The organism is Marispirochaeta aestuarii, assembly GCF_002087085.1.
In the GTDB taxonomy this organism is placed as follows: Bacteria; Spirochaetota; Spirochaetia; order JC444; family Marispirochaetaceae; genus Marispirochaeta; species Marispirochaeta aestuarii.
Window position 1 is genome coordinate 16,855 of the sequence record NZ_MWQY01000021.1, and the last position, 23,864, is coordinate 40,718.

A 23,864-nucleotide genomic window follows, 5' to 3' on the forward strand; every position below is an offset into this window, starting at 1 on the left:
CCCAAGGCGTTTCCATGCACTAAATATATCTCGTCTAACTGATAAAATCATAACAATAGTTAATTTTTCACAAAAAATAGGCTTACTGTACTTAACACATTTTAGCGATACCATCATCTTCGACGGGTTAATACACTATGCATCAGATTTTGGTATGCTGTTACGGATAAAATATTGAATATGAGCAATAAGCGAATCAGAAGCAGATTTGGATATAGCGCTACCGCTTGTAAACGTTATGGCAACATCCAGAAGATCTTCAACATCAGTTTCACTTTTCGCAACTAAAACACCTTCATATTTTCCAATGTTCTCTGCTGTGTGTACCTGATGATTATTCCTGTGTTCACCATATATCTGTAGCCGAGGAAGTATAATGATAGGCTTGGCAAGTTCAAGAGACTTTAGAATACTGCCCATTCCTGCATGAGAAACAACCACATCAGCTTTCTTCACATACTGCTCAAACTGTTCCGGTTTAATAAATTGTGATGCAGAAAATCCGGAAGGAAAGTATCCACCAGGACCAACCTGAAAGATAACATCACTAGCTTTGTGCTTTTTTGCCCAAGCTTCAACAGTTCTCACCAAGCGGTTAAAAGGGAGCTGCATTCCAACAGTAACAAAAATCACATAACAGCTCCTTTGTATTCTGGCCCCTTCGGACAGGCTAAATCGTTCCATTGTGTCAGCCATTGATCTGAAAACCATCTGGCGAGTCGACCAGACATAGACATCTTTTCAACATTCGCAATGCTGTCAAGCCACAAAGTTTTTGCACCAAGTAATTTCCCAAATACAAGAACAAAAAGCCCTGGAGCAGCCCCTGTGGTAATCACTACCCTTGGCTTTACCCGAATAACGATCCATAGCGCAGAAAACATGCATCTAACTAAAGACAGCTTCGTCCACCTATTGGCGTCAGGTATTATATAAAGCGGACATCCCGCAATATCTAACTGTGAATCGGGATTTACGGTTGCATAAACCACATTGAAACCTTCGAATGCGGTTCTCAAACGTAAGAGTTGAACCCAATGTCCGCCCCCTGAGGAAACAGCTAGAACTTTATCTCTCATTATTGTTTCTCTTTCCTTTTAACTCTTGATCCGAGATGATTCATCTCGCTCCCATTTCTTTCTTCCAGTAAATTGATTCATCTTACCCTTAAATTTGGCAACGAGTGAAACATAAATGTAAATAAGTGAATCTTTTATTGAAACTTTTTGTTCAATCATTCGTTTTAAACTTAATGTCGGTGAAGTGGTCTCATTGTTAAATAGTTTAGGGTATTTTTTTCGTAATTCATAAGTTCCACCATGTGATCTGCTTTTTATTTTTATAAGATTAGCAAGATCCCTTGGGGTAGTAACAACTACGCTGCTCGATTTCACTGTAACCCTTTCTGAAGGGTGGAAGTGCAGCCGAACAAAGCCGTCATCTGCTATTATATCTGGAAATTCTTCAAACCGTCTGCGTCCCTCTTCAGATAAACCATAAGCACCGGCGATTCTCCCGGATTCAAAATAGGGCATCCGTCTCCAGACCCTATAATATGCTTTAACTGCTGAACTGGCCGTTGAATCGTCAAAAATAAACTCTGGTGCTGCTGCTAAAACACCGACCTTCTCAAGTTCATCGGCAACTTTTTTAAGGTCTGCAAAGGTAAAAATGATGTCAGAATCTACATAAAAACGAGGAAAGCTTGAAACAAGTTTATCCCCGATATTAAGTGATTGTACCTTTGATGGAATATCTGATTCTATTACCGTTATTGGTCCCGGTATGCTTCTTGCGACTTCAGCCGTTTTATCAGAACAACCATTGCAAACAACAACGACTTCCATTTGATCAGGAGGAGCACCTTTTGTAATAGCCCTTAAAGATCGAGCAATAAATTTCTCCTCATTGTGAGCAGGCATCACAACAGATATCATTCTAAACAGTCTCCCATTCGCTTCGCCTATACCATACTTTTTTCCAGGAATGAAATGATGGAGAATTATTTTTTTTGACCATAGAAATAAAAAACAAGACTGTCATCCGTGAAAAAGTCCACATTTCCAGCATCAAGATTGCATATTTTCTCTTAATCCCTTTCCAGTGTTTCCGGAAAAGCTGAACCTTAGCTGTTAGTAATCTGATCATCTTATCCTCTTTAACTACTTCTGACGCACCCCCAAAATGGATAATTTTAGCGTCAGGGACAATAATACAAAACCTATTAATAGCCGCCGACCGCAGACAAAGGTCGGCATCTTCTCCATACATATAAAACCGTGTATCAAAGCCTTCTAGACGATTCCATAAATCTCTATGGATCAGCAAAAAGCACCCGGTAACAATGTCTACCCTGCGTGGTCTTTTCCAGTCCCACCACGATAGAGATTCCGGATTAAAGAAGCGTGACTTTCTGAATATAGAACTCAGGCCCGAAGCTGTAGAGAACAAACTCCATACGGTTGCCATATTCCAACCCGCAGTAGGATTACGGCTCATATCTCCAAAGAAGGTAGATCCACCATATATTCCGTATTCGGTATTTTTATCAGCAAAGTTCACAAGCTTATCGATAGCACCATCAAGAACCAAAGTGTCAGGATTCAATAATAAAATATAACGACCTTCAGCTTCTTCCGCTGCAATGTTGTTGGCCGCGGCGAATCCCTTGTTACTGTAGAGACGGATTAATCGTACGCTGGGAAAACTTTTTTCTATCATATCAGCCGAATCATCGGTGGAATTATTGTCTATTACCAGTATTTCAAAGTTAACCTGTTTCGTCTGCTCATAGACAGACGCAATGGCAGCACAGGTAAGCTCTGCAGTGTTGTAACTAACTATAATTACAGAAACATCAATCATTGTCTTCTTCAATTTCTCCGTTTGAGATAGCTTGTTTAAACAGATAAACAGTGACACCAATGGAAGCCTGATTTCCTAAATCGCTAATATCTGTTCCGATTCTGTAATTAAAAGAAGTATCTCCGTCGCTGCTGCTCCGGCTAAATGCAAAACCCATACCATATTCAGCAAAAAGAGACAAAAAATCAAAAACATAAATCTCCGCACCTAACAATGCAGTTATACCGGCTGTATAAGATGTAGTTTCACTGCTGCTTAAATCATCTTCACCATCGAATTCGTACCCTAATATCAGTGAACCTCCCCAATAGGGAGATACCCTGCCGGTAAAAAAAGGTCGTTCATAGGTGCCACCCAATCCCATTTCAAAAATATTGTCGCTGCTCTCATAGTCCACATTGACTGAAGCACGTATGGCATAATCATCGGCTTTTAACTTGATGCCGACTCCGGACTGATAGTCTCCCAGGCTCAGCAGGATATCGCTGGTGGTAAATATCAGGCCAGGTGTATACCGACCAAAGATTAGCCCATCGGGCTCTTTGTCTGATGTATCACTTGATTCCTGTGCGTTCACAATAGCGATATTTACAAACAGGAAAAATAGAACAAATAGAAAACTCTTTTTCATATTACACCTTTTAAAACGACAGTATGTAATTATTCTTTTGGCTGAGTGAGCACCAAATACCAGCCACCGGCAGGTTTAGCAGAAAAATCGGTAGAGGAGTGTATATCCAATTCCCGACCGTTGTTGAGAACTTCAGAAACTCCCAGTTCATAGGTTCCATATCCACCAAGTTCCACGGCTGAGAGTGTTATACAAAGCTTGAAACCTGAAGTCGACTTAATATAATTCCATTTTTCTTGATCAGGATTTCGATAGTAAATATTGAAATGCTCAATTGAAGATGGCAAATCAGGTATTCGGGGTTCTTCAGCTTCCCAGGCCAGCATAAAGGAGTCCCGTTCTAAATGGACAGGTAGGGCACCCATCTCTCCAAAGAAATCTTCCAGGGGTAGTTTACAGCCGGAAAGGTATATAAGGGCAAAGAAAAATAGTAAATACCGCAGCAGGCCGTCTGGAAAATTGTAAAAACCGCCAGGTTTGCATGACTTCATCTCCACCTACCACTCTGTTCGCAATACTTGGTTGCCGTATACGTCAAACTAATAAAAACTCCCTTAATAAGCTTATCTCCTTAATTCCTTAAGATCCAACTTATCAGGTAACTCAAAAGACTATCCTGCTTTTATGTCATGATTATGGCAGATTGACAGCAATACACCTGCTGAGTATTGTCAGTTAGGGGGCCAGCATGGTGTATGAATACAGCTCCAACGAAGAAAAGCTGATTATAGCTCTTCTTAATAGAAACAATGTCTCTGCTCTCGACATTGCCGAAAACACAACCCTGAATACACGAAAACTGGTATCCATGGCTGACCGGCACATGGTTTTCCCCCTCATTCTTGATCGCCTTTTCCACCTTCCTCTTCAGAATATCCCCGCTGATGAACTCTTCCCGAAGGGCAGAAGAATCATAATCGCTGCTGCTGCAGTCAATATGAAACTCCGCAGTGAACTTTCTCGTACTACTCGTATTCTGGGAAAAGAAGGGATCAGCTTTCTTCTGATAAAGGGTTTCGCCGTCGACAAGAATCCGCTTCGTAAAACCAACGATATTGATATTCTCATTCACAGGGAAGATCTCCACAGGACTGTAGCCCTTCTCGAAAAAGCCGGCTATAACTATACCGGAAGCGGGGTTATGTCAGCAAAAGAAATACAAAACCCCTTCGGCACCCTTGACTGGAACAACCAGTTTCAGTTCGAAACTCCCTCCGGTGGAGTCAGCCTCGAAGTGCACACAAATCTTTTTGAAAGGGACAGAATACGCCTCGAAAAACTCGACAAGTTTCTGGATAATGTGGATCTCTTCTGGAAAGAAAGCCGTTTTGACGAAGAACTCGGATGCAGTATCCCCTCCACGGAAGCCACACTGGCGCTCTTATGCGTCCATTCGTCAACAAAGAGATCCCCGGCACACAATACCTATATAGCACGGCACGCCTACGACATACTGCAAACCCTCAAGTGTGGTGTAGACCAGAGCCGTTTCATCTCGCTGTGCACTTCCTGGGGTCTGGAATACTACGCCTATACTGCTTTATACCTGACATCCTTGTGTCTGAATACTGACGCTCCCCTGAATGCAGCAGCACCACTTGAAGATTTACTTTCAAAAAGATGTAAACGTCTCGCGGATATACACCTGAAATGCTTTCGCGGCCTTGGGCATGCGTCTTTTTTCTATCGGATGCTTTTTGCTCTTCTTATGCCGATGGCTATTGGCGGAAACCTTCGCAAAATTCTCAGGCACTATCGTCTTATTGTTTTTCCGCCTCTATGGCAGCAGGAAAACCTCTTTGGCGTAAGGCGTGACTCGGCGGCTATATACCTGACGTATCTGTACGGACCCTTTGTACGCGCCTTTGTTATTATGAAGCGCTGGTTATCAGATGGCTGATAAAAATCTTTTCCTCATCAAGCGTTTATAAATCTCTGCGCACTATAACGTAGTACACTCCTCCCTGAAGTTTAACATCAAAGCTTATACTTTCACTCCCAGGTAAAGGGGCTCCTACAGAGACAAGGCGCCCAGCAATATTATAAAGATACATTCCTATACCGGCCTCGTTTTCCGGAATCTCCAAAGAGATTTCCATAACTCCTGCATCCGCGTGTATTTGCCAGCAATGAGAAAAACTCCCCTCCTCTATCCTGCGGGCAGCGAAACCAGTAATGTTTTCATAGAGATTTATTCCGAAGGACAGTGCCGCCACAGGGTCGATGAGACCCTTTCCGTAGTACGGGTCCGTGTAAGGTTCTCCGAGGTCCACAGCGGTATTCTCCATAGCAGCTCGGATCTCAGCAGGAGAAAGCGAAGGTTGAGCAGACTTCAGTAGCGCTGCGAGGGCAGAAACATGGGGTGCTGCCTGCGAGGTACCCGCAAGGTACCAGAAATCTTCATTCCCGTATTGAACTGCCGGTAAAGGTACATAAATTACTGTATGCTGCAGGATCGCATCCCGCAGTCCGTCACCTACTACATTTGCCGTTGAGCCGCCTCCGGGTGCCACGACATCCAGTTCAGGACCGTAATTGGAATATTCCGTCCGGTTGCCTGCGAAATCAACTGCACCGACGGCTACAACTTCCTCAAACGCTGCAGGATACCGGACACTATCGTTGTTGTTGCCCGCTGCAGCTACAATAGTGACGCCCATGGAAACGGCGTTCTGAATGGCCGTATGAAGACCTTCCATGCCCTCCGGAGTTACAGCTTCGGGGTCCCCAATGCTGAGATTAATAATATCGGCGCCGTTGGAAGCAGCCCAATCAATCCCTTGAGCAATAAGGTCGCTGCTGCTCATCATATCGTTTTGAATGACCTTGACCGGCATTAAACTCACCCCGAAGGCCATCCCGGCAGTACCAAAGGCATTGTTCGTCGCCTGTGCTATTGTGCCAGCAACGTGGGTACCGTGTCCGATAGAATCCGAAGTGTCACCGTTGTTGTCAACGATGTTTCTTCCAGTAACAAAATTTACCCCGTTAAAATCCGGGAGTTCTTGATTTATACCCGTATCAAGAACAGCAACCACAACGCTGGGGTCTCCTGTTACAGAAGCCCAGACTGCCGGCATTTCGAGATGCTGCAGGTTCCACTGCTCATTATACAGTGTATCGTCGGGAGTAGAATCAATATCCGGGTTGTATACCGGGCCGTTATAAGGATCAAAATCAACCCCAGGACTATCTGAAACAGGAACAAAATTGTCTAGGAATTTCGAAAACCAGGTACCCGACAGTGTATATGAGGATGTGTCTGTTAGAACATCCGACTCAATTTTATCCGAATCAAGGCTGCAGGAAATAAAGTAAAAAAACTCAATAAAAAAAAAGAGGTATGTAATTACAGTTGAATACCTGGTATTAATCACACGACTTCTCTTTCCTGATAATTCCTCGCCTGAGTTTCGAATAGTTCAGCATAGATACCACCCTCAGAGAGGAGCTCTTCGTGAGTACCACTCTCAACTATGCGACCCGAGTTAAGCACAAAGATTCTGTCTGCCATCCTCACCGTGGACATTCTGTGACTGATAAGAAGAGCTGTCCGGCCATCGAGAATATCCCTGAAACCGCTGAACAGTTCGAATTCCGCTCGGGGATCCATTGAACTGGTTGGTTCGTCAAGAACAACCACAGGGGCATCGCGGAAGAATGCTCGTGCAAGAGCTATTTTCTGCCATTGTCCGATACTGAGTTCACTTCCCTTATCAAAGAAACGACCAAGAACTTCATTATAGCCTTCGGCAAGCTTCTCTATTTCTTCGTGGATGCCAGCTTTCCTGGCGGCATTTTCGATATCAGGCGAAATCTCAGAATAATCCACGTTACCAAACCAGATATTATCCCGCACCGTCAAATTGTAATGGGCGTAATCCTGGAAGATAACTCCAAGCTTTTTTCTCAACTCCTCAGGTTCCATTCCCCGGATATTTGTTCCGTCCAGGAACACACTGCCCTTATCCGGGTCGTAGAGACGGCAGAGGAGTTTTACCAGTGTTGTTTTACCTGCTCCATTCAAACCCACAAGCGCGGCAACCTCACCATGATGGAGACGAAGGTTTACACCGCGCAGGATCTCCTTGTCCGTTCCGGGATAAGTAAACCAGAGATTTTCGAAAGCAATGGCCGCATGTTGATCTTCAACCTGCTTGGTATGCAGGATGTTTTTTTCAGCAGCGATCCGGGATTTGATGTCAAGAAACTCGTAGAGGTTTGTAAGAAACAGATTGTTCTCGTAGAGCTTCGCTGCGTTTTCCAGTACCGCCTGAAGAAAGGACTGCCCCCTTTGAAAGGCCTGGTAAAACATGACAAAGGCCCCCAGGGAGATTCTACCCACCAACGCATCCCGGGCAACCCAGAAGTATGCACCAAACACGAGGACTGTGGAAAACACGTGAGATGCGGCCCCGTATTTGGCAGTTCTGAGATCCAGAGCAAGACGAATCTTTCGCAGCTCTTTCCTCAAAGCCTGAAAACGCCTGATAAACGTAGGACCAAGGCCGAACATCCTGATTTCTTTCGCGAATTCCCTTCCCACGAGCATAAAGTGGTAATACGCAGCCCTGCGCTCCCGGGAGGTATACCTGCGCTCCAGTAGATACTCCCGTTCGGAAAATAGAATACGGATGAACAAAGGCGGTAACATGGCGGCAACAAGCAGTAAAAGTACCTGGGGCTTGAAAGAAAAGAGAAGCCAGCCGACCCCGATCAGAGAAATACCGTTCCGAAACAGGGCAGCCAGGGAGTTTACAATGACCCCGGGCCTGTAAACCGCCTCTTCCTGGGCTCTGTGCAGGGTATCCTGATAGGCGGAGTTCTCGTAGTACTCAAGGTCTACAGCGGTCGCCTTCTTCTGGATCACATCGTGCATGTGATCTACAACCCGTCTGCTTTGCTCTTTGTTGACAACGAGGCCCAGGGTTCTGGAAATACCGGTCAGCAGTGCTGCCATGCCGACCGCTGTAAGTACAATAAGCACTTTTCCAGACATAGCTTCAGGACCGGCCGCAACCGTGCCTTCCGCAACAGTATCAACCAGGACTTTCAGCAGATAGAGGGTCACAACAGGAAGCATACCCTGAATAAAGAGCAGCACAAGATTCGCAATGGTCCAGCCCCGAGAGCTTTTCCATACGAAACCAAATGCCCTCTTTACATTGAAAGTTGTAAGTACAACGTCCTTAAGCTTTTCCTGAATTTTCATGCTCCGTCTCCGAGGCATTCTTCTTTTTCCGACAGCACATAATCTACCCGGGCTGCGACTTCCTGGAGTACATCGAAGCGACGCGGACGGGCAAGACGAAAAACCCGTACTTTGGAGGCGAGATTAGCAATCTCCCTGAAATAGCGTTCCTGACCAAAAATGGGCAACAGTTGTCCATCGAAAAGGGCTCCGTACCAGTGGGGCAGGAGCGCGCGAACAGCTTTAAACCCCGATAACCTCTCAATCACAATTTCATCGGCTGTTTCGAGCACAAAAACCGCTTTCAGGAAGGCCTGTGTCGTGATAAAACGGTCGTTTACCGTGCGAGACATCTTTTTAAACCCGGGGAAAATCATGGAAAGCGTGTCATCTCCGTCTGTCAGAGCCTCGGCGGATTCTGTCCAGAGTTTTGAGCGGGGAAAACCAGGGGAAACCAAGGGATGTTCGTTATCGAAAGAAACCGCCGTTAGGTCGTCGCTTATCATTCCATACCCTGCATTGTACATGGCGGCGGCCATTGTCGATTTTCCCTCTCCTTTTACAGCCGCAAAGGCAACAGCAGCTCCTGTAAGGGGACACGCTACCCCTGCAGCGTGGAATACCGCCCATCCCCTTTGTATAAGAAGGACTCCAAGGACAGGCCCTGTCAAAACCAGGCGTACAAGGGCTTCATCAACTCCATGCCGGGGAGATATTGTCACCTGCCTTCCTTCCTGTACAAGGAATGAACCAATAGCGTTCCAGTGCAGAAGAACTCCTCCATTGAAGGGAACCATGAGACGAACGTTCTCCCCCTCGGGACAACCGGGAGGAGGGGCAAGCTCTCTCGTCAGCATGATCACATCCGGTTCTCCCTGGGTGGGAGAAAATTCCGGTATATGTATATCTGATCCGATGCGTAACCCGAATGCGGTGGAATAGTACATGGTTCCTCTTGTCACTTTTTATACATGGCAGGCTGGCGGGAAGGGCTCACAGCCCCTAAAAAATGTAATGAAAAAGAACGATTAGAAAATAAGCGCGCCGGCTAATTGTATCAGCCGGACACACCCCAGGAAAAGATCCAGAAGCTGTCTGAGTTTCCTCTCCAGCCTTCCCCACGGGTCAGTTCGGCGATATCACCGAGAATGACCAATTGGGGCGATTCATATTTTTTCATAAATACCTCCGAAAAAAAGAACTTTTATAAATTTGTTATTCAACAGCAGAATACTGTGAGCCCTTCCCGCCAGGCTGCTTTGAATTACCATTTTTCATCCAGCGGTCCAGAACCGCTGCTTGCCATATATTGGTGATAACAGTGTCTTTATCCTGCCCGCCCCCATTCTTGAAGTCTCCCAAAGTTTCCTTGAGACGTTCCTGGTTCATAAAATGCTTGGCATTATTCGAAAGATACTCTGTAAGACCAAGAATGCGGGAGCTTTCAAAACGCTTAAGCCCTTGCCGAAGAACATCAGCAAGATCCCCCTTACCTGAACGGGTCCTTATTTCCTCCGGAAGAATCCCCTTAAGGGACTCACGGAGTATATATCTGCTGACTCCATTCCGCAGCTTGAGATGCGGGGGAACGGAAAGACAAAACTCTGCAAGTCGGGCATCGCAGAAAGGATGACGTACCTCTATATCATAATAGGAGGCCATTCTATCCAGGCATTCCAGCGTATAAGGAAGAGCACCGGAAGTCAGCCTGTCGTAATGACTCTGCCGGAGATGTGCAGGGAAACGGGATGATCGGTAACGATTGTCTATCTCCTGGAGTTTATCTTTTACCCTGTACTTGGCTGCAAGCCCGACATCCATAATACCCGTGTCGAAAACGGAAGATTTTTTACCGTACGAAATCAACGCCTTAAGCCCGTGGTCTATCAGCAGCTGTTTTCGGGAATACCCGAATAATCGATGTATATGCCGAAGGGCATGAAAATATTTGATCCACTGTCCGGTTTTCGCAAGGTATTCCAGGTAAGGAATACCGTGGGCCTTGAGCATTCCTGTCTTCGAAGCATACGTGCGGCTGTTATCAAAGGCACGAACAACCGCCTCGCATTCTTCCGCAAAGATTTGCCAGGAACCGCTCTGAACGAGCTGCAGAAGAAAATCGATTCCGTGTGAGACCGTTGTGTCTCCGTCCTCTCCGTCGAGGATAATTTTTACCCCGTCATCCCTTGCTGCTCGATAAATATCCAGATGTATAAAATAATTCGCTCCGTAAAACGGCCCATCATGAAGCCATATCATAGCGTCCAGGTCCGATAGAGGACTTCTCTGATCAGGGTGGACTTTCCTGCTCACGACCCCCTGGCGATCATGTAAAGCAGCGTCTATCCAATGGCGTTCGTCCGCGGAAGGTACACTATCGAAAACCGCTGAGTACGTAAAAAGCGGCAGCCGGCTCTGCTTTTCGAGAATATCACGGGAAGCACATGCAATGGATGAGGAATCGAGTCCTCCGCTCAGGGTGCAACCGATCTTCGATTTTCCCCGGAGCCGGTTTTCGACCGAACGGAGGAAGACGTCCTTAAACGCATCGAAATACTCTTTTTCAGAGGAGTATTCCGCTTCCCGGTACGGGTCGAGTTTCCAGTAGTGCTCTTTGTGAATAGACTCACGGGAAACAAGGACACGGTGTGCCGGCTCCAGGCGTTTTACACTCCGGTACATTGTTATTGTTTTGTCCCCAAGAAGAAGTTCAGGGAAAAAGTGTACGCATATTCGTTCTTCGTTTATATCCTCTGGGACTTCCGTCAGAGCAATCAGTGCTTTGGGTTCAGACGCAAAGGCGAAAATATGGTCGGAACTATAAAGACACAAGGGCTTCACACCAAAATGGTCTCGGGCGCAGAACAGGGTTTTCGTGCGTATGTCCCAGACAGCAAATGTGAAATCACCATAGAAATGATCTACGCATGATGTACCCCACCGGCGGTATGCAGCAAGTACAATCTGGCCATCAGTGACATTTGCACCAAAACATTCAGCGGGGTCTAAAGCTGCGGTTATTTCAGTCCGATTGTCCAGTCGAATATCTCCGACTAAATACAGGTTGTCATCTTTGAGAAGCGTGCCGCCAAAGGTCTCTTCGATGGAATTTGAAGAAAATCCAAAAGCGAAAGCTACGGGACCATCAGATATTGACTGGATACCCTTTCCACAGCGATGAGGCATGGACAGGATCATGTTCTCTACCGTTTCCGTCTGCGCAGGTCTGCCATCCCGGTAGAATAATCCTGCTATTCCGCTCAGAACAGTACTCCTTCGATTCCCTCGAACAATTTGAAATCCTTAATGCCGGGGATATCTCCAACTACTATTTTCCCGTCCGATTCAAGCCAGGCGTGGGCGGTAAAATCCGATCCACTTGAACGAACGGCACCTATACGGAGAACCGTGTTATAGCCATAACGGGCAAAAAGGATTCGGCCGGCCAGGGCTTTTGGCAGACAGTCACAGTTTCCATGAAATATACCGGAACAGCGTTCAACAGCAAGACTAATATCATCTGCAGAAATCTTCACATTGCTGACGGATTTTCTTTTTTCTGCCAATTTGTTGACATTGGAAAGAACAGTTTTAAAAGGTTTTTTCCTGAGAGACTTCCGGACCCGACTAAGCCACAACCAGGAACTAAGAAATAAGTATTTTTCCGCCGAAGTAAGCAGGAAAAATTTTTTAAACCTTTCGATCGACAATTTCAATAAGACCTTCATCCTTGAGTTTTTCCAGTAAAGCCTGGATATCTGGTGAACAAACTTTTAAACTAACGTCAAATTCCTCAGTAACTGCATCACAAAGGTTGCGCACAAGCACCGGAGTGGTCATGAGTTTCCACACGAATGCACCAACCTCGTTAAGTCCAAAATAGATGCCCCTCTCGACATGCATTAAAACGGCCTCGCCATCCAGCTGTGTGGCTAAAACACCATCGTGTGCCTTTACTTTCGTTTCCAAATCCATTTTTAAACCTTTTTTTAAGATTAATAGTCCTGAAGAATCCCTTCCATTATGGTTCTATCCATAGAGCTCCAGAACGCTGTAAATCAACTTCATTCCTCACATAGAACACAGACAAATATCATCGATTTTTCAATCGACGTTTTGTCGTATTCTCTGAGGAAAATCGTCCGACCTTCCGATGCCGCCGAAACAGGCTATCCAGGCCATTATGTAAGGTACATACAACGGGAAGTCCTATCCCGCAGTATGCTTATAATTCAAAAACAACTCCGGTTCTGATTGTCACACTAAAATCCATCTTGTCAGTCATTACCGGCTCGCCACCGATATAGAATGTCCGGCCTTGGGGGCTCTTTTTCATTGCTGTCAGGTTGCCGCCGTATTTGAGAAGCGTTTCTCTTTCCGGAGCGATCTCACGCCCCTCCTCGGTTTCAAGACCGGTTAACTGGATGGTGTAATTATAATTCCGGTAGCCACCAAAGATACCGAAACGCAGGTGAAAAGAGTCACTGAGGGCAAAGTCTCTGAGTAGTTGAAGCTGGATATTATAGCCATGACCTTCGGTTTGCAGGTCATTATCCTCGAAGTAACTGCTATCAAGAATCGAATAGCCATAGCTTCCTGACAATTCCAGGGAGACCGGGGAGAAGTTCTCCTGTTTTACAAGTACAATCCCGTAGAAAATCCCGATGTTGGTTTCGGTTGAGGATTGGGACTCGATCTCATCCATATTGACAGAGAATACCGCGCCCACATCGAGGACTCCGCCGATTGAATACCCAAGACGACCTCCAACATCTTTAAGGCTTCCGTCGTCGTTCAATGAAGATTCAATGTTAAACAGAGCTGCGTTGATCCCGCTACGGGTATAACTGCTCTGAGCACAGACCGGAACGCTTATTCCCAGAAGCAGTAAAATAAGGAGCCATATTCTTTTGTGAGCAGTTTTTTTATACATTGAACCCTTTCCTTTTTTACAGCACGTTTTCAACAAGCTGCGGAGCCATATGCAGGTAGGAAGTTGTCCTCCGCTTCTGTTCTATATCCGCGTAGACCCGTTCCAGCTGTTCGAGATTTATGCCGGCGGCGGAAGCAACCTGTTCCCGGGGAATACCCTTGTTTTTTCCGTACAGGCACAGATCCATCTTTTTGTAGGAGAGGGAAAAATAGAACTCCTCCTGGGACTGGGGCAGGGAGTACGTATCCGTTGTAGGCGGTCTGCTGCGGATCTTCTCCGGTACACCGAGGTACTCCGCAAGCTGATACACCTGACTCTTGTACAGGTGGGCTATGGGTTTTATATCCGCCGCTCCGTCGCCAAGCTTGACGAAAAATCCCTGGTCGTATTCCAGGCGGTTCGGGGTGCCCGTAACCGCATAATTCAGCCGGTCCGCATGATAGTACTCGAACATCTTGCGCACCCGCTGTTTAAAGTTTGTTGCCGCCACAATCTCCAGGTAGGACTTATGGTCCAGACGCTTTTTTATTTCCCTGCCCTCCGGCGAAACAGCTACAAGGGAAAACAAACGTAACTGGCCGCTTTCCAGAACTCCGGGAAGTACAATCTTTGCCCGCCATCCCGGTCCATATTCCGGAATAAGTCTGCGGTAGGCCGCCTCTTGTCGGGCATAGCACCCCAAGGCAGTAAGAACTTCGGTTATATCCTGGTGCCCCGCCTCTATGCCGAAGTGCCCTGCTACCAGTCCGCTTAATTCCAGGGTATCCTCCGAGGAGTGTTGCTCCGGCATCTGCAGGCCGAAGACCTTATCCGGCCCCAGGGCCCTGACGCACAATGCTGCGACTGTGCTGCTGTCTATGCCGCCGGAAAGGGCTACCACTACACCCTGACGCTTCATTTTTAAGGCGATGGTCTCCTGAATCCATCGACAGATACGTTCAACCTCAGCTGACGCATCAATCTCCAGGCTCTTCAGATTAAACACAGACTCAACTGTTCGCACCGGCCTCTCCATTCAGCTTTCTCCGTACAAAGGCGTCCACCGCGTTTACCGAATCCAGGTTTTCCGGGACCAGCTCATCGTCTTCTATGCTTATTGCATAGGTATCTTCCAGGTAACCTATCAGTTCAAGGATTCCGGTTGAGTCAATTATTCCTCTTTCAAGGAAGGAGTCATTGTTATCAAAATTCAAACCATCCTGACCAAACATGAAATTGGTGACAATGAACTCCTTAAGAGCATTTTTTACCTCATTAGATTTAACCACGATATCAGACATTTACTATCTCCCTCTATTTATTAATTTATTCATACACCTTTTGTTCACCAAAAAAACGGCGGGCCACACTTTCACCGACCATTGCAATAACCGCCGGCAGGGTAAGAAGAATGATTTTCAGATCCAGTGCCAGGGTCATTTTCCGGGAATAGGCAATATCCAGAGCAATCATCTCACGGAAGGTCAGCTTGTTCTTGCCGCTCACCTGCCACAGCCCGGTCAAACCGGGAACGATATTAAAGCGGTGGGCGTGCCAGCGAAGATAACTTTCCGCTTCGTAGGGAATGCAGGGCCGGGGACCTACAAGACTCATCTGGCCCCGTAAAATGTTTATCAGCTGGGGCAGTTCATCTATACAGGCCTTCCGCAGTATCCGGCCGCCGGGAATTATTCTCGGGTCCTGTGCATCCAGCTTTTCCATAGGTACGTCACTCTGGGTTATAAAGTTTGTAGCGTGCTGGGAGTGAATACCCTGATCGTTATTGACATGCATGGTCCGGAATTTAAGAAAGGTAAAATTCTGCCCCTTGTACCCTACCCGCACGGACTTATAGAAAACCGGTCCCGGGGAAACTATTTTTATATAAAGCGCAACAAGAGCAAGCAGAGGTGCAAGAACAACGAGACCAAAGAGGGACCCGAATATATCCAGCAGACGCTTCCAGGCCGGCATGTTTCTGCTCAACCTTTTAATCAAGCGAGTGTCGATTCGGAGCTTGTTATTTTTATAGATCCCGGTCTCGTCGGCATTGTTGCCGCTCTCGTTATGGTGTTTCTCATCGGGATATCGGAATACCGCCAATGTATAGTGCGGGTAGGTGCCGTTCTGATATCTGGAATCCAGAATACTCTTAACTTTATTTGCAAACAGATTTGCCCCTTCGATTTCCGTTGCGGTCAGCAGAACACAGAGGCTTGTTTCATCGTACCAGCCAAGGTGATCAATAAGGCGGGTGCAGTTTTTCAACACCTCAATTAGACTTTTTATCTTATCCGCACCCCCTTTTTCTTCCGGGGTTAAAAGTAGCCCGGAAAAACAGCCGCCCTCCCGGTCTACCCTGCTGCGTTCATATTGCAGTATCCGGTCCATGGCGTCTTGAGAATAGATTCCATATTTTCCCAGGTCTTTGGTTAACGACGGACTCCATAAGGTTCCCACTTTTACTCTTCTCATACTAATGCCCCCCTTTCAGGCATCTTCTTTTAAATCCTCTGCCGGGGGAGTGTCGATGTCTCCCATGCTCGGCAGAATGGTATAGCGCTTGTCGAAACTGATTCCAACGCCCCCCTGCTCAATCCTGATGACTTCTCCTCTTACCTTTACACAAACTTGTTCGTGAAGCTTGAAAAACTCCTGAAGTTTGTTAATGGAGAGGTAAAGTTCGATCTCCACCCGGCGTCCCAGCTCAAGGGGTTGCTTCATCTTCAGGAAAGTACCTTGAGATGAGACGTCCCGAGTGTAGGCTTGAAACCCCTTTAAACCACGATGACTGTTAGCAACCTTCACCACGGCAGGAACGACAAGATCGTATCTCGTCATACCACGTTTTTCTTCCATAACTTTCTTCCGTGGAATAAGTGTACGCCTCTGATAAGAGAGATGTAAATAATGCGGACTCATGATTTTTTGAAGAAAAAAAAGCTGCTTTATTTAAATATCAGGTACTAGTCTTTTTACAGAGAGGTAACAATTGCGCACTAGTCATGTTTTATAAATTTCGTGCCGCCCAAAGAGCGGCCTGAAGTCGGTTGGAGACCTGTATCTTTTTATAGATATTGTACATGTGGGTTTTAACAGTGTTTACGCTTATGCATAATCTGTCGCCGATCTCTTCGTTACCGACGCCGGCACTCATAAGAGAGAGAATCTGCTGTTCCCGCTGGGTCAACTGAACAGCCTGGCCTGCATCTTTCTTGTGCCCCTCGACATGGTTCATTATATACCGCAGCAGTATCTGACGGCTGATCCATACCTCTCCCTCAAAGATTGCATTTACCCCTTTAAGAAAGAGCTCCATACTGTCGTCGGTGTAAAAAAATCCCCGTACTCTTTTGGTTAGGGCCTTTACCTCGGATTCAGAATAGTCTGAAAGATTATAAAACGCTATCAGATGGTTATTTAGCTGCGGATTGTCAATTACACTTCGTGTCACAGTCTCGATGTCTGCGTCCTTACAATCGATAAGAAACAGAAAGCTGCTCTCCCCGGAGGAAAGAGTATCCGGGTTGAACCTGGAGCCCTCAGGGAAATTATTCAGGGAATGACTGTAGATCGTGCAGTCGACATCCAGCTCTTTTTTTATGGAATACACCAACATCTGGTTACTGAGATTGTCGGCACTCATTAAAACAATCTGTCGGCCGCTCGGACTATCCATGCTGAAACACCTTATTAAAAAGCAACATTGTTAATACGCAATACCCTTGTATAGTAATGATAATATACGCAATATAAATAGTAAAGAGCACTAATAGCTTTGAATTACTATTTCCAGAATTGTGCTCAACTTGTCCTAGACCTGGTGAAAGGAAAATAGCACTAACGATAGTATCGCCCGGAAAACTCTCGCAAAAGGCACATCCTATGATATAGTTTTGAATGTATATGAAAGTGAAGATAGAAATTGGAAAAAGCCGATGGATACAACAGCTGTAGAAAAGATAATCTCGGAACTCAGGGAAATGCAGAAAAGCCGGGGCTGTCCCGAAATCGATCTTCTGGAAACCGCCATGTTTCTGGAGGACGTCTTCGGAATACGCCTCGACGAATCGGAGATAGACGAATCCGTCCTTGGTCCCCCTGCAGATCTGACCGCATTTGTATCCTATAAACTGGGGGACTCCTGATATGTGCGGAATCTGCGGTATCTTCGACACCTCCGGCAGCCCCGTCCGGCGGGAAACCCTGGATGCCATGACAGACTCCCTGCGTCACCGCGGACCGGAAGCCCGGGGAACCTGGCTTGAGCGGGGTATCGGACTCGGTCATGCCCGGCTCTCCATAATCGACCTTGCCACCGGCGACCAGCCCATGAGCAACGAGGACGCTTCCCTGTGGATCAGCTTTAACGGCGAAGTCTTCAACTATCTGGAGCTGCGGGATGAGCTTATGGCCCGGGGACACATCTTCAAAACCACGAGCGATACGGAGGTCATACTTCACGGCTATGAGGAGTACGGGACCGATTTTTTCCGCCGGATGAACGGTCAGTGGGCCTGTGCGCTCTGGAACACCGGCAGGAGGGAGCTCCTTCTCTGCCGGGACAGGGTGGGCATCGCCCCCCTTTTTTTTACCAGTGTCTCAAGCAAAGGAGGCAGACGCATCCTATTTGCTTCGGAACCGAAGGCCCTTTTCCGCGATCCCGGGGTTCCCAGAGAGCTCGATCCCCGGGGCCTGGCGGAAAGTTTTACCTTCTGGACCACCGTAGCGCCCCGGAGTGTTTTTAAAGGTATCCGGGATCTCCCGCCGGGCAGGTGGATACGCTTTACTGAAGGCTCCGAACAGGAGGGTTCGTACTGGGAGCTCAGGTACCCCCCCCGCTCCGCCGAAACAGCAGGAAGCGCCGCCGAACATGCCCGGCACCTGCGGGAGACCCTTGTGGAAGCGACCCGGCTGCGCTTTACCCGAAGCGATGTACCGGTGGCGGCTTACCTTTCCGGGGGAATCGACTCCTCCGTTACCACCGCCGTTATCAGGAATTTCACCGATACCAGGATCAAGACCTTTTCCCTGCGTTTTGCGGATACCGAATTCGACGAGGGGGGCTACCAGGAGCAGATGGTTTCCCGCCTGGGCACCGATCACGAGACTCTGACAGTAACAAACCAGGACATCGGAGAGGTCTTTCCCGAGGTTGTGGCGCAGGCGGAAAAACCCCTCCTGCGGACGGCCCCGGCGCCCATGTTTCTGCTCTCCCGCTTTGTCCGGGACTCGGGCTACAAGGTCGTGGTTACCGGAGAGGGCTCGGACGAGATGCTCGGAGGCTACGACATCTTCCGGGAAGCCCTGGTTCGCGACTTTATCGCCAGGGCCCCGGAATCCGCCCTGCGCCCGGAGATTATCCGGCACCTCTATCCCTGGCTGCAGCGGAACCCGGCGTCGGCTCCGGCCTTCGCGAAGAGTTTTTTCAGCCAGTCTCTGGATCCGGCTGACGCTGCCCTCTCCCACAGGCCCCGCTGGCAGAGCGCCTCGGGGATCATGCGCCTTCTGCATCCGGATCTGCAGGACGAGGTCGCTCAATACCGGGTAGCGGATGTACTGCTTGAACGGATGCCCGCGGGGGCCGCCGGCTGGCACCCCCTCTCCCGTGCCCAGTGGCTCGAGATTACCACCCTGCTTGCAGGATACCTGCTTGCCTCCCAGGGAGACAGGATGCTGATGGCTCACGGCGTGGAGGGGCGTTTTCCCTTTCTCGATCCGGATCTTATCGATCTTGCAGCGGCCCTGCCCCCGCGCTACAAGATCATGGGCCTGGATGAGAAGTACCTGCTTAAATACGCCTTCGCAGATCTTGTACCGGAACAGATTCTCCGGCGACCCAAGCAGCCCTACCGGGCACCGGACGCCGGGAGTTTCTTCAGTCGGGAACCGGAATGGCTCAAGGAGATCACCGAGCCCCGGCAGGTGCGGAATTCCGGGGTCTTCAATCCACAGGCGGTGGAAAACCTGATACAGAAGTGCCGCAGAAAGAAGGGTCAGGGAATGAGCAACTTTGACAATATGGCAGTTACCGCTGTGCTTTCTACCCTTCTGCTTCAGAGGCAGACAGCAGGGTCTTCATAATCTTTCCCGACTTGTTCTTCGGAAGCTCCTGTCTGAACTCAACCTGTTTCGGCAGCTTGAAGGCGCTCAAGTGAGGCTGTAAACGTTTGAGGACCTCCTGCTCATCGAGACCGGACGCGTCCTTCAGAACAATAAAGGCCTTTACCGCCTCTCCCAGTACCGGATCGGGAATGCCGATTACCGCGGCCTCCACCACCTCGTCCATCTCCATGAGGCGCTCTTCTATCTCCTTGGCGCTGACCCGGAATCCCTTTACCTTGATGATGTCCTTTTTACGCCCCACGATAAAGATATAGCCGTCATTGTCGGCCCTGCCCAGATCGCCGGTAAAGTAGAGACCGTTTTTCAGCACCTCCGCCGTCCCGTCGGGGTCCTTCCAGTAGCCCTTCATAATGTTCGATCCCCGGGCCACGATCTCCCCCTCCTCGCCAATGGGTAAAGGATTCCCCTCCTCATCGGCGACAAAAAGATCCACGTTGGGCACCGGCGTACCGATGGAGCCTATCTTGGTCTCCAGCATGGAGGGATGCAGGTAGGAGAGCCGGGGAGCCGCCTCGGTTGCTCCGTACATGACCCAGAGTTCGGCGGGACTGACAGCCTCCTTGACCTCCTGTGCAAGGGAGACAGCCATGTGTCCCCCGGCCTGGGAAACATAGCGCAGGGACGGGAAGCTCATCTTCTTCAGGGAGGAACGGCTCACAAGGATCGAGTAGGTCGAAGGAACCCCGGCAAAACCGGTCACCGAGGTCTTCTGCATGGTCTTCAGTATCGTATTGGGAAAGGTAAAGCGGTTGTCAATAACCAGAGAACCCCCGATCATGATATGGGACAGGAGAAGGGACTTTCCGTAGATATAGGTGAAGGGAAGAATCACCATCATCCTGTCTTCCGGCGTAAGGCCGAAATACTCGACGATGGAGCGCATGTTGCTTACCAGGTTCAGATGGGTCAGCATGACCCCCTTGGGGATGCCCGTACTGCCCGAGGTGTAGACAATCTCCGCCAGGTCCAGGTCGATGCCCCATACCCCCGGGGGATCCGCCGGCCCGGACTCCATTATGGAGTTCAGATACACTGCATCCGACCTGTCGGAATCCTCTGAATCGCCGTTCAGAATGATCCTCTTCAGCTGACCGAGCTTTTCCCGGACAGCCTCATAGAGGTGCAGACGGTTCCCGTCGATAAACAGAACCTCGGCGTCGGAATTGACAACCAGGTACTCCAGGTCCTCCGCCGTTATCTCCGTATTCAGGCCCACCACAACTCCGCCGGCCTTGAGGATGCCGAAATAGGCGCAGACGAAGGCAAAAGAGTTCTCCAGAAGCAGTACCACCCGGTCTCCCCGCCTCAGATTCTCACTTATCAGAAAGCGGGCGATCCGGTTCGCCCTTTCTTCTATTTCCCGGTAGCTCATCCAGTTTTCTTTAAACCAGAGGGCCTCCTTGTCGGGATACCGCCTGCATGACTCTTCGAGTAATCTGTGTACCAGCATGGTTTACCTCTTTACTTCAGATTTCTGCCCGGTCAGGGCCAGGGCGACGGCATAAGCATATTCACTGCAATGGGATATGGAGAGCAGGATCTCCGGCACCTGGTCCGGCGGGTACCTTTTCAGTATGGCCGGCGATAGCCTCACCAGGGGGGCATGGTCCGGGCCTGAGACGATCTCAATCTCCTTCCAGCTGAAGGGCCGGTCCCACTTCAGCCTCAGAGCCTTGAAAACCGCCTCCTTGGCCGCCCATCGGCCGGCGAAATGTACCGGCGGGTTGGCTTTTCCCAGACAATCCGATACTTCCGCAGGGGTAAAACAGCGTCTCATAAAGCGGTCACCCCCTCTGGTAAGCAGGGAGGCTATTCTCGGTATTGAAACGATATCGTTGCCCAGGGCGGACATTCTCCGTTCCGTTAAAAAGGTATTCAGGGGCAGTTCAGGCAGATTCCTGCAGATCGGCATACTTTTATCCATCTGTCCTTTCCATGGCCAGTATAAAACGGAAAGCTCTGAATGTCGATCGAAGCCTGAAATTTTCCAAAAGACTAGAAGGCACTAGTACTTTTTTACTATCTTTTGTTTAGGTATTTACCTGTTTTTTATTATATTTTTTACTTCGGGCCTGATTTTTTTTTATTACGCGCTATATTATTCCCTGAGCAGTTCAATTCATAAAGTTCAACTTATTTAGTCATTAACTTAATTTTATAGATTAACTCCATAGTTGACGGCAGACAGTACCACCAATACTGTGCCCCGACGTTTCATCAGAGCTGGTAACTCTGATGCGCTTGAGGTGTGCCCGAGCTGTGGACCGGAGATTTTTTAATCGGGAGGGAATATCGATGAAATCCGGAAAGCTTCTTTTTATACTGATAACACTCGCTGCAGTAATTCTTACCGCAGGCTGCGTAGAACCGGGAATGGAGATTGCATCCTCCTCTTTTCCGCCTGCTGAATTACCGCCTGTTGGATCTTCACTGACCCCCTATACCGTGGAGGGAGACTCCTTTACCCTGGCATGGAACCCCTCGGAATCAGAAGATCTTCTGGGATACAACGTCTATTACCGGCCCCACGAGACGGAAACCTGGCTCTTTCTTATCGACTCCGATGAGGCCCAGCTGGAAGTAACCTCCGCCATGCTCCCCGGCGGGGATTATGAGTTCGCAGTCTCCTCCTACACTGCCACCGAAGAGTCGGACCTCCACACATCCCTTGACGACACCGCCAACCCGGATACCGGCTGGTACCTGGTCTGGAATCAGGTCTGAACAGAAATCCAAAAAAGCCCTACCAGTCCATTCTGACCGATACGCCCTGGTCCCGCAGAAACTCCTTGATCTGACGGACAGAATAGTCGCCGTAGTGAACCATGGAGGCGATCAGGGCGGCATCGGCAGCCCCTTTTGTAAAGACCTCCGCCAGATGCTCCGGCTTCCCGGCACCGCCGGAGGCGACCACGGGAATATTGACGGCCGTGGAGATCATTCTGGTCAGGTCGAGTTCGTAGCCGTCCCGGGTGCCGTCTGCATCGATGGAGTTCAGGACGATCTCTCCGGCTCCCAGCCGCTCGGCGGTCAGAGCCCATTCCAGGGCATCCAGATCGGTGGGAGTACGGCCGCCGTTGATTACGACCCGGTAGCCTGAAGGCATTTCCGCATCCTTCAGGGCATCCATACCCAGAACGATACACTGGCGGCCGAAAAGCCCCGCCCCTTCTTCGATGATTCCGGGAAACTTGACCGCCTGGGAGTTGACGCTTATCTTCTCTGCCCCTGCCAGCAGACAGGCCCGCATGTCCGAGGGCGAAGAGATTCCGCCTCCCACCGAAAAGGGGATAAAAATCTGCTGGGCCACCCGTTCAACCACATCGATCATGATGCCCCGTCCCTCGGATGAGGCGGTAATATCGTAAAAGACAAGCTCGTCAACCCCGCCCTGGTAATACTCTTTTGCCATTTGTACAGGATCGCCGATGTCGACGTTTCCCTTGAACTTGATACCCTTGGTGGTCTTGCCGTCCCGAACATCCAGGCAGACGATGATCCTTTTGCGGTACATACTATTCAAGCCCCCCTTTCAGGAAATTCTCCAGCAGCTGGAGACCGAAGCGTCCCGACTTTTCCGGATGGAACTGGGTTGCCACTATATTGTCCCTGGCGTAGATTGCAGAGAAGCGCTCACCGTATTCACAGGTACCGATCTCCAGGGTCCTGTCTGCCACCTCCGGGTAGTAGGAGTGGACAAAATAGAAGGAGGCGCCGTCGGGTACGTCCCTGAAGATAGGGTGCCTCCTGTTCTGCGTCACGGTATTCCAGCCCATGTGGGGTATCTTCAGCCCCTGGCCTCCCTTGAAGAGCCTGACTCTGCCGGGAATAATGCCAAGGCAGCTGGTGTCCGCCTCTTCGGAGTGGTCCAGAAGCACCTGGCAGCCTATACAGATACCGAACAGGGGCTTACCCGCCTCTACGAACTCACGGATAGCCTGGTCAAGGCCGCGGTGCCGTAAAACCCGCATGGAGGATGATGCCTCTCCCACCCCGGGAAATACTATTCCGTCGCACTTTAGAATGGATTCGGGGTCTTCATGAACGCTGAAGTCCGCCCCTATATGGCGCAGGGCGGTTTCCACGCTCCTTAAGTTTCCTGCTTCATAATCTATTACACCGATTTTCACAGCCAGCTC

The 23,864-nt window shown here is 48.9% G+C and carries 27 protein-coding genes; 4 read left to right on the forward strand and 23 right to left on the reverse strand.

Annotated features, from left to right (window positions below; all coding sequences use genetic code 11):
* Positions 1 to 135: 135 nt before the first annotated feature.
* From B4O97_RS15940 to B4O97_RS15965, 6 genes are read right to left on the reverse strand one after another with little or no spacing between them, the layout of a single operon-like run.
* Positions 136 to 633: a glycosyltransferase gene (locus B4O97_RS15940; RefSeq protein ID WP_158084345.1), complete on the reverse strand. Its 498-nt coding sequence runs from the start codon at positions 631 to 633 to the stop codon at positions 136 to 138.
* Entirely contained in the window at positions 630 to 1,079 is a 450-nt protein-coding gene (locus B4O97_RS15945) for a glycosyltransferase family protein (RefSeq protein ID WP_083052360.1), read from the reverse strand. The genes B4O97_RS15940 and B4O97_RS15945 overlap by 4 nt, the downstream gene beginning before the upstream one ends.
* Positions 1,080 to 1,097: 18 nt before the next feature.
* Complete coding sequence (locus B4O97_RS15950; protein WP_083052361.1) at positions 1,098 to 1,937, reverse strand: glycosyltransferase; 840 nt, start codon at positions 1,935 to 1,937, stop codon at positions 1,098 to 1,100.
* Between the two features lies 1 nt (position 1,938).
* Positions 1,939 to 2,865 carry a glycosyltransferase family 2 protein gene (locus tag B4O97_RS15955; protein WP_083052363.1) on the reverse strand — a complete coding sequence of 309 codons (927 nt, stop codon included), beginning with the start codon at positions 2,863 to 2,865 and terminating at the stop codon, positions 1,939 to 1,941.
* Entirely contained in the window at positions 2,858 to 3,496 is a 639-nt protein-coding gene (locus B4O97_RS15960) for a hypothetical protein (protein WP_083052364.1), read from the reverse strand. Before B4O97_RS15960 ends, B4O97_RS15955 begins: the two co-directional genes overlap by 8 nt.
* Positions 3,497 to 3,525: 29 nt before the next feature.
* Positions 3,526 to 3,987, reverse strand: coding sequence for a hypothetical protein (locus tag B4O97_RS15965; protein WP_143305763.1), 462 nt, complete (start codon positions 3,985 to 3,987; stop codon positions 3,526 to 3,528).
* 197 nt (positions 3,988 to 4,184) lie between these two features.
* Here B4O97_RS15965 and B4O97_RS15970 point away from each other — a divergent pair, with 197 nt between their 5' ends.
* Positions 4,185 to 5,396: a nucleotidyltransferase family protein gene (locus B4O97_RS15970; protein WP_083052367.1), complete on the forward strand. Its 1,212-nt coding sequence runs from the start codon at positions 4,185 to 4,187 to the stop codon at positions 5,394 to 5,396.
* Positions 5,397 to 5,421: 25 nt separating this feature from the next.
* On the opposite strand, the gene B4O97_RS15975 is transcribed toward B4O97_RS15970, so the two are convergent.
* The 13 genes from B4O97_RS15975 to B4O97_RS16030 all read right to left on the reverse strand — a co-directional run bounded on the left by B4O97_RS15975 (position 5,422) and on the right by B4O97_RS16030 (position 17,278).
* Positions 5,422 to 6,873 (reverse strand): S8 family peptidase, encoded by a 1,452-nt coding sequence (locus tag B4O97_RS15975; protein ID WP_083052369.1) that lies wholly within the window; start codon positions 6,871 to 6,873, stop codon positions 5,422 to 5,424.
* Positions 6,870 to 8,708: an ABC transporter ATP-binding protein gene (locus tag B4O97_RS15980; RefSeq protein ID WP_158084346.1), complete on the reverse strand. Its 1,839-nt coding sequence runs from the start codon at positions 8,706 to 8,708 to the stop codon at positions 6,870 to 6,872. The genes B4O97_RS15975 and B4O97_RS15980 overlap by 4 nt, the downstream gene beginning before the upstream one ends.
* Positions 8,705 to 9,544: a hypothetical protein gene (locus B4O97_RS15985; RefSeq protein ID WP_143305765.1), complete on the reverse strand. Its 840-nt coding sequence runs from the start codon at positions 9,542 to 9,544 to the stop codon at positions 8,705 to 8,707. The genes B4O97_RS15980 and B4O97_RS15985 overlap by 4 nt, the downstream gene beginning before the upstream one ends.
* Before the next feature lie 200 nt (positions 9,545 to 9,744).
* Positions 9,745 to 9,867, reverse strand: a complete 123-nt coding sequence (locus B4O97_RS19375; protein WP_143305767.1) for a lasso RiPP family leader peptide-containing protein — start codon at positions 9,865 to 9,867, stop codon at positions 9,745 to 9,747.
* A 35-nt stretch (positions 9,868 to 9,902) separates the two neighbouring features.
* Entirely contained in the window at positions 9,903 to 11,981 is a 2,079-nt protein-coding gene (locus B4O97_RS15990) for a lasso peptide isopeptide bond-forming cyclase (protein WP_143305769.1), read from the reverse strand.
* Positions 11,948 to 12,403, reverse strand: coding sequence for a lasso peptide biosynthesis B2 protein (locus B4O97_RS15995; RefSeq protein ID WP_158084347.1), 456 nt, complete (start codon positions 12,401 to 12,403; stop codon positions 11,948 to 11,950). Before B4O97_RS15995 ends, B4O97_RS15990 begins: the two co-directional genes overlap by 34 nt.
* Positions 12,378 to 12,662 (reverse strand): PqqD family protein, encoded by a 285-nt coding sequence (locus tag B4O97_RS16000; RefSeq protein ID WP_083052376.1) that lies wholly within the window; start codon positions 12,660 to 12,662, stop codon positions 12,378 to 12,380. Before B4O97_RS16000 ends, B4O97_RS15995 begins: the two co-directional genes overlap by 26 nt.
* A gap of 250 nt (positions 12,663 to 12,912) precedes the next feature.
* Positions 12,913 to 13,620 (reverse strand): hypothetical protein, encoded by a 708-nt coding sequence (locus B4O97_RS16005; RefSeq protein ID WP_083052378.1) that lies wholly within the window; start codon positions 13,618 to 13,620, stop codon positions 12,913 to 12,915.
* A 16-nt stretch (positions 13,621 to 13,636) separates the two neighbouring features.
* Positions 13,637 to 14,623 (reverse strand): NAD(+) synthase, encoded by a 987-nt coding sequence (gene nadE / locus B4O97_RS16010; protein ID WP_198947092.1) that lies wholly within the window; start codon positions 14,621 to 14,623, stop codon positions 13,637 to 13,639.
* Positions 14,610 to 14,900 (reverse strand): acyl carrier protein, encoded by a 291-nt coding sequence (locus tag B4O97_RS16015; protein ID WP_083052388.1) that lies wholly within the window; start codon positions 14,898 to 14,900, stop codon positions 14,610 to 14,612. Before B4O97_RS16015 ends, nadE begins: the two co-directional genes overlap by 14 nt.
* 25 nt (positions 14,901 to 14,925) lie before the next feature.
* The gene (locus B4O97_RS16020) at positions 14,926 to 16,074 is read right to left on the reverse strand and encodes a sugar transferase (RefSeq protein ID WP_083052389.1); all 1,149 of its coding nucleotides are present in this window, start codon (positions 16,072 to 16,074) and stop codon (positions 14,926 to 14,928) included.
* A gap of 15 nt (positions 16,075 to 16,089) precedes the next feature.
* Complete coding sequence (locus B4O97_RS16025) at positions 16,090 to 16,458, reverse strand: PilZ domain-containing protein (protein ID WP_158084348.1); 369 nt, start codon at positions 16,456 to 16,458, stop codon at positions 16,090 to 16,092.
* Positions 16,459 to 16,609: 151 nt separating this feature from the next.
* Positions 16,610 to 17,278 carry a response regulator transcription factor gene (locus B4O97_RS16030; protein WP_083052392.1) on the reverse strand — a complete coding sequence of 223 codons (669 nt, stop codon included), beginning with the start codon at positions 17,276 to 17,278 and terminating at the stop codon, positions 16,610 to 16,612.
* Between the two features lie 259 nt (positions 17,279 to 17,537).
* Between B4O97_RS16030 and B4O97_RS16035 the strand changes: the two genes are divergently transcribed.
* Positions 17,538 to 17,747 (forward strand): hypothetical protein, encoded by a 210-nt coding sequence (locus B4O97_RS16035; RefSeq protein WP_083052394.1) that lies wholly within the window; start codon positions 17,538 to 17,540, stop codon positions 17,745 to 17,747.
* Position 17,748: 1 nt separating this feature from the next.
* The gene (gene asnB, locus B4O97_RS16040) at positions 17,749 to 19,683 is read left to right on the forward strand and encodes an asparagine synthase (glutamine-hydrolyzing) (protein WP_083052395.1); all 1,935 of its coding nucleotides are present in this window, start codon (positions 17,749 to 17,751) and stop codon (positions 19,681 to 19,683) included.
* On the opposite strand, the gene B4O97_RS16045 is transcribed toward asnB, so the two are convergent.
* Both B4O97_RS16045 and acpS read right to left on the reverse strand, forming a co-directional pair.
* On the reverse strand, positions 19,643 to 21,175 hold the full coding sequence (locus B4O97_RS16045; RefSeq protein ID WP_083052397.1) for a class I adenylate-forming enzyme family protein: 1,533 nt from the start codon (positions 21,173 to 21,175) through the stop codon (positions 19,643 to 19,645). The genes asnB and B4O97_RS16045 overlap by 41 nt on opposite strands.
* Positions 21,176 to 21,178: 3 nt before the next feature.
* The gene (acpS, locus tag B4O97_RS16050; RefSeq protein ID WP_083052398.1) at positions 21,179 to 21,649 is read right to left on the reverse strand and encodes a holo-ACP synthase; all 471 of its coding nucleotides are present in this window, start codon (positions 21,647 to 21,649) and stop codon (positions 21,179 to 21,181) included.
* Positions 21,650 to 22,020: 371 nt separating this feature from the next.
* Here acpS and B4O97_RS16055 point away from each other — a divergent pair, with 371 nt between their 5' ends.
* Positions 22,021 to 22,449: a fibronectin type III domain-containing protein gene (locus B4O97_RS16055; RefSeq protein WP_158084349.1), complete on the forward strand. Its 429-nt coding sequence runs from the start codon at positions 22,021 to 22,023 to the stop codon at positions 22,447 to 22,449.
* A gap of 19 nt (positions 22,450 to 22,468) precedes the next feature.
* Here B4O97_RS16055 and hisF read toward each other — a convergent pair whose 3' ends face one another.
* Positions 22,469 to 23,239 carry an imidazole glycerol phosphate synthase subunit HisF gene (gene hisF / locus B4O97_RS16060; RefSeq protein WP_083052401.1) on the reverse strand — a complete coding sequence of 257 codons (771 nt, stop codon included), beginning with the start codon at positions 23,237 to 23,239 and terminating at the stop codon, positions 22,469 to 22,471.
* A gap of 1 nt (position 23,240) precedes the next feature.
* Positions 23,241 to 23,855, reverse strand: coding sequence for an imidazole glycerol phosphate synthase subunit HisH (gene hisH, locus B4O97_RS16065; protein ID WP_083052402.1), 615 nt, complete (start codon positions 23,853 to 23,855; stop codon positions 23,241 to 23,243).
* Positions 23,856 to 23,864: the final 9 nt, after the last annotated feature.